The following is a 4,619-nucleotide window of genomic DNA, read 5'->3' as shown; positions in this document are numbered from 1 at the left end:
GCTCGGGGGTGGGGTGTTGTTCTGGTGGCATTCGAGCGAGGGGGCGGAGGTCCCGAGGGGTGCTCCGGAGCCGGCGGACGTGGGCCCGGTGCCCGACGCACGAGAGGGGGCGCGGGCCCTGGCCGGACGCGGGGGCTCCTCGCTCGCGGCGGCGGACCCGGCGGCGGCGACCCCGTCGTTGCTCAGCCCGGAGGACCGCGAGCGCGAGGCCCGGCGTGAGCTGTGGCAGAAGCGCCTGGAGCGCGCGCGCCGCTCGCTGGAGTCCTACGTGGCGGCCACGCGCTATCCGCCCGAGTCCCGCCCCAGCCGCGAGCATCCGGATCAGATGGAGCTGGCGGAGCCGGAGCGCACGCGGCCGTTGAGCGCGAAGGCCGCGGAGGACGGCACCTCCGACGTGCAGCTGCGGCTCAAGCAGGACAAGGTGTTCGTCGTCGGCGACGAGGCGGTGCTCCTCACCGTGGCGTGCGAGGACTCGCGCCGTGAGCCGCGGCCGTGCTCGGTGGTGTCCGCGGTGGCGCACGAAGCGGCCCACATGCCGGGCGCGGGAGGCGTGGCGGGCGTGCCGCTCGCCTTCGGGGATGAAGGGCGAGACGGCGACGCGGTGGCGGGCGACGGGATGCTCACCGGGCGCTTCCAGCCGTCGAAGCAGGGCTTCGCGATGTACTCGGGCACGCTGCGCGTGGACGTGCGCGTGCGCTCGGGGTCGGTGGAGGACACGACGTTCTTCGACGTGCTCTACACGCCCGCGCCGCCGGCCACGTTCACGCGCCGGGTGCGCGAGTCCCTGGAGGGCGGCTCGCTGGCCCTGTACCTGTCCGTGCAGGTCCGCAAGCCAGGGCGGTACGTGGTGTCCGGGCGCATGGACGACGAGGGCGGCGTCCCGTTCGCGTCGGTGTCGTTCAACGAGGAGCTGCCCGAGGGCCTGCACGAGGTGCAGCTCTCCGTCTTCGGCAAGCTCATCCGCGACGAGGCGCCCACGTTCCCGCTCGTGCTGCGCGACGTGGAGGGCTTCCTGCTCAAGGAGTCCGGCGACCCGGACCGCGAGCTGATGGTCACGCTGCGGGGCCCGGTGCACACCACGCGCGAGTACTCGCTCCAGCAGTTCTCGAGCGCTGAATGGAAGAGCTCGGAGCGCGACCGCTACACGGAAGAGCTCCAGAAGGACGTCATGGAGGCGCAGAAGCAGCTCGACGCCGTGCTCGCGGAGAAGCAGGGGCCCCCCAAAAGTCCAGAGTCGCCCTGAAGGCTTTGGAGCCTTGGAGCCCGGCCGCTCAGGACTCGTGCGGCGGGGGAGGAGGCGCGGTGTCCGCGGCCGGCTCCGACTCCTGCTCCATGTCCATGACGTCGGCGTCCTGCACGTCCTCGACGGGGGCCTCGGCCTGGAGCTGCGCTTCCGGGGCCACCACGACGCTGGCCTCCTGCGCGAAGGCGGGAGGGGGCTCCACCGCTTCGGGCGTGTCCAGGGTGAAGTCGTTCACGTCCGCGAGGAAGTCATCCGGCGGCGGCACGTTCATGGAGCCCAGGGCCGCGAACTCCGGTCCGCTGTCCTCCAGCGTGGCCAGGAAGTCGCCCTCCGATACCTCCGGGCCGGCCGCCTCCTGCTCCGGGTCTGCGGACCCGGCCCCCACGTCCTCGCTCAGCGCGCGCAGCTCCTCGTCGCTCAGGTGAGACAGGTCCCCCGACTCCAGGAGGAACAGCAGGTCCTCCGCCTCCTGCGCGGAGACGGTGCGGGGCATGGTGTCCAGGTGCTGCAGCTCCCACGCGGCGTCGTCGGGGGACAGGATGTCGGACGGGTCCAGGGATGGATCCGTCGACACCGCCTCCGTGCGCCGTCCCTCGTTGAACAGCCGCGCCTGCATGAGCGGCGACGACGAGGGCTGCGACGTGCCCAGCAGCTGCGCGTAGGACGGCGCCGCGGCCTCGAACTCACTGACGCCCGCGAAGGTGCGCAGCTGCGAGTTCTCCAGCAGCGCGGCCCGGGACTCCGGGGCGTCTGGGGACGCGGGGGACGCGCGCCCCCGGGGGGCCGGACCGGCTTCGGTGAGGCCCAGGTCGGCGAGCAGCGCGCCTGCCAGGTCGCCCTCGGCGTCCGCCTGGAAGTCGCTCGAGTCGGAGAAGCCGCGCCGCACCGGATCCACCGGCGCCAGGGGCTCCTGGCGCACGGGGGCGGTGACCTCCAGCTGGGAGGAGATGGAGTGGGCCCGGGACGTCGAGATGCCAGAACCCACGCGGCGGATGGAGGTCATGGAGGTCCTCGGGTGATGGCCCGCACGTCGGGCAGCGTCTGATTGTCCGCCGGGCCCGCGAGGAGTTGCTAGGGGGCGCCCGCGGAATCCGCCTCCTCGCTCGCCGCGTGGGCCTTCTGCTCCCGGTATTCACCGATGTGCGCGTACACGCTCTCCGGGAATCGCAGGTCCTTGTAGACGTTGCACGCGTCCGGGTCGTCCGGGTGGGGGCAGATGGGGAAGTCCTGGCGCGCCTGGAACTGCAGCACCTTCTCCCGGCGCGGCGGGCTGTAGTCCCGCCCCTTCACCTGCTCCACCAGGGCGTGCGCCTGGGCCTCGTCGCAGGCGGGGTCCTGGATCAGCAGGTCCACGAGCGTCGCGTCGTCCACGAAGTGTCGTGCGACCATGGCGAACACCAGCCGGCCGTAATGGCCGATATCCTCTCCCGCCTCCAGTGACGTGAGCAGGTGCGACATCATCCCGTTTGCCTTCAAGTCGTCGATGGCCATGGCTCCCACCCTTCCTGGGGGACTGGATTTCTGTTCAGTTCTCTCCTGCGAAGCTAGGCACGGCCGCCGCGGTGGCCACCCCGACCGGCCCTTGGGGCGAGGCGGAGCGGGAACGGGCGCAACGTCGGTCGGCGGACAGGGGAGTTCCATGGGGGCCACGGAACGCGCATCCGCGCGTCTTTCAAGACAGAAAACCCCCTGGGGGCGCCCCGGGCGCGAAGAGACATGGCCGCTGGCCTCCCGCTTGCTGTACGGGAGTCTGGCCAGCAGGAGGCGGCAGTCATGAGATTCGACAGCGCGGGGCAGACCCATATCGGGCGGCGGCCTCACAACGAGGACGCGTACTGCGTCCTGCCCGAGCGCGGACTGTTCGTGGTCGCGGACGGGTTGGGGGGGCAGGAGGGCGGCGAGGTGGCCAGCCAGTGCGTGGTGGACACCTTCGCGGGCTTCAGCGACCGGCTGGACCGCGACCGGGACGGCACGTGGCCGGATGCCGTGGACCCCGCGAAGAGCCGCGAGGAGAACTACCTGGCCGCCTGCACGGCGCTCGCCCAGCGCACCCTGCGCGTGCGCCGCGTGGGCAAGCTCAAGGAGATGGCCTCCACCGTGGTGGCGCTGGTTGTGAGCGAACGCAGCGCGGCGGTGGCCCACGTGGGTGACAGCCGCCTGTACCGCCTGCGCGACGGCCACCTGGAGTCGCTCACGCGCGACCACTCGCTCATCGAGGAGCTGCGCGCGGCGGGCCGCGAGCCCCCCGGCAACCCGGCCAACCTGCGGCACCTCATCACCCGCGCCCTGGGCACCGAGAACGCGGAGCCCACCGTGCAGCGGCTGGAGACGCAGCCGGGGGACGTGTTCCTCCTGTGTTCGGACGGCCTCTACGAGCCGCTGGGTCCGGAGGCGATGACGGAGTGGCTGCGGGCGCCCTCCGCGCAGGCCGCGTGTGACGCGCTCGTCTCCGCCGCCTACGAGGCCGGCGGCCGCGACAACATCACCGCCGTCGTGCTGCGCGTCGCGGCGGCCTGAGCGCCTTCGCGCGGGAGGTTCGTCGCGAGCTCAGGCCCGTGGACCCGTCAGGTCGGAGGGTCCCGCTGACCCGACGTGGTGGGTCCGCGCGGACGGAGGGGAGTCGCCTTTCACAGGGCCTTCAATCCTCCAATATTTCCAGGTTAATCTGGTGCTTCCCCCGCCTCGCGTCACTCCCCCTTCCTCGACCGAGCACCCCCGTTGCGTATGACGCTCAGCCTTGCCGCGCGCTTGACCGCGGCCCTCACCGCCGTGGTTGTCGCCCTCACCCTGGGAACCGTGTTCCTGATGGGCCTGTCGCTGCGCTCGCGGGTGGAGGCCGAGATGGTCTCCTCGCTGGCGCGGGACGCGGCCCGCTGGGAATCGCTGAAGGAGCAGGAGGTCCGGGTCGTGAAGGAGCTGGCCCGCGTGGCGGCGGCCAACCCGGTGTTCGCCCAGGAGCTGTCGCGCGCGTCGCCAGGCCGCGCGGACACGGGCCTGCTGACGGATCAGCGCGCGCTGCTGGGCGTGGACCTGCTGGCGCTCACGGCCGCGGACGGGAGGCTCGTCGCGGCCACGCGGGAGGGGAACCTCTCCGGGCTGGACAAGGTGGTGCGTCAAGAGGGGCAGGTGCTGCTGCCGGGGGCCGGCGCGCCCCTGCTCGCGGCGGCGCAGCCGCTCAAGCTCGAGGGCACCCTGGTGGGCTACCTCGTGGTGGGCTCGGAGCTGGGCGCGCAGGAGCTGGGGCGGCTTGGCGCCGGCAGTGAGCAGCTGGAGTCGCTGCTGCATGTGGGGCCGCGCGTGGTGGCGCAGTCGGTGCACGCGGTGACGGCGCCGGCGCTGCTGGCTTCGGCGACCCTGGCGGCCTCTTCGGGCGTGG

Annotated in this window: 4 protein-coding genes and 1 pseudogene; 3 read left to right on the top strand and 2 right to left on the bottom strand. The window is 72.5% G+C overall.

Annotated features, from left to right (window positions below; all coding sequences use genetic code 11):
- Nucleotides 1–1,243, top strand: a 1,243-nt coding sequence (locus tag D7V93_RS38545) for a hypothetical protein (RefSeq protein WP_372338404.1), incomplete at its 5' end; no start/stop codon positions are given.
- A 28-nt stretch (nt 1,244–1,271) separates the two neighbouring features.
- Here D7V93_RS38545 and D7V93_RS38540 read toward each other — a convergent pair.
- The gene (locus D7V93_RS38540) at nt 1,272–2,246 is read right to left on the bottom strand and encodes a hypothetical protein (protein WP_120648064.1); all 975 of its coding nucleotides are present in this window, start codon (nt 2,244–2,246) and stop codon (nt 1,272–1,274) included.
- Nucleotides 2,247–2,314: 68 nt separating this feature from the next.
- Nucleotides 2,315–2,734 (bottom strand): hypothetical protein, encoded by a 420-nt coding sequence (locus tag D7V93_RS38535; protein ID WP_120648063.1) that lies wholly within the window; start codon nt 2,732–2,734, stop codon nt 2,315–2,317.
- Nucleotides 2,735–3,016: 282 nt separating this feature from the next.
- Between D7V93_RS38535 and D7V93_RS38530 the strand changes: the two genes are divergently transcribed.
- A complete protein-coding gene (locus D7V93_RS38530; protein ID WP_120648062.1) occupies nt 3,017–3,760 on the top strand; it encodes a PP2C family protein-serine/threonine phosphatase in 744 nt (247 codons plus the stop codon).
- A gap of 207 nt (nt 3,761–3,967) precedes the next feature.
- Nucleotides 3,968–4,619 (top strand): annotated as a pseudogene (locus tag D7V93_RS38525) (methyl-accepting chemotaxis protein); the annotation flags it as partial.

The organism is Corallococcus llansteffanensis (genome assembly GCF_003612055.1).
Taxonomy (GTDB): Bacteria; Myxococcota; Myxococcia; order Myxococcales; family Myxococcaceae; genus Corallococcus; species Corallococcus llansteffanensis.
This window is presented reverse-complemented; position numbering and strand designations above follow the sequence as displayed.

Bases quoted from the DNA above. Each gene is read 5' to 3' on its own strand.
- D7V93_RS38540 (WP_120648064.1), bottom strand. From the start codon at position 2,246: ATGACCTCCATCCGCCGCGTGGGTTCTGGCATCTCGACGTCCCGGGCC.
- D7V93_RS38530 (WP_120648062.1), top strand. From the start codon at position 3,017: ATGAGATTCGACAGCGCGGGGCAGACCCATATCGGGCGGCGGCCTCAC.
- D7V93_RS38535 (WP_120648063.1), bottom strand. From the start codon at position 2,734: ATGGCCATCGACGACTTGAAGGCAAACGGGATGATGTCGCACCTGCTC.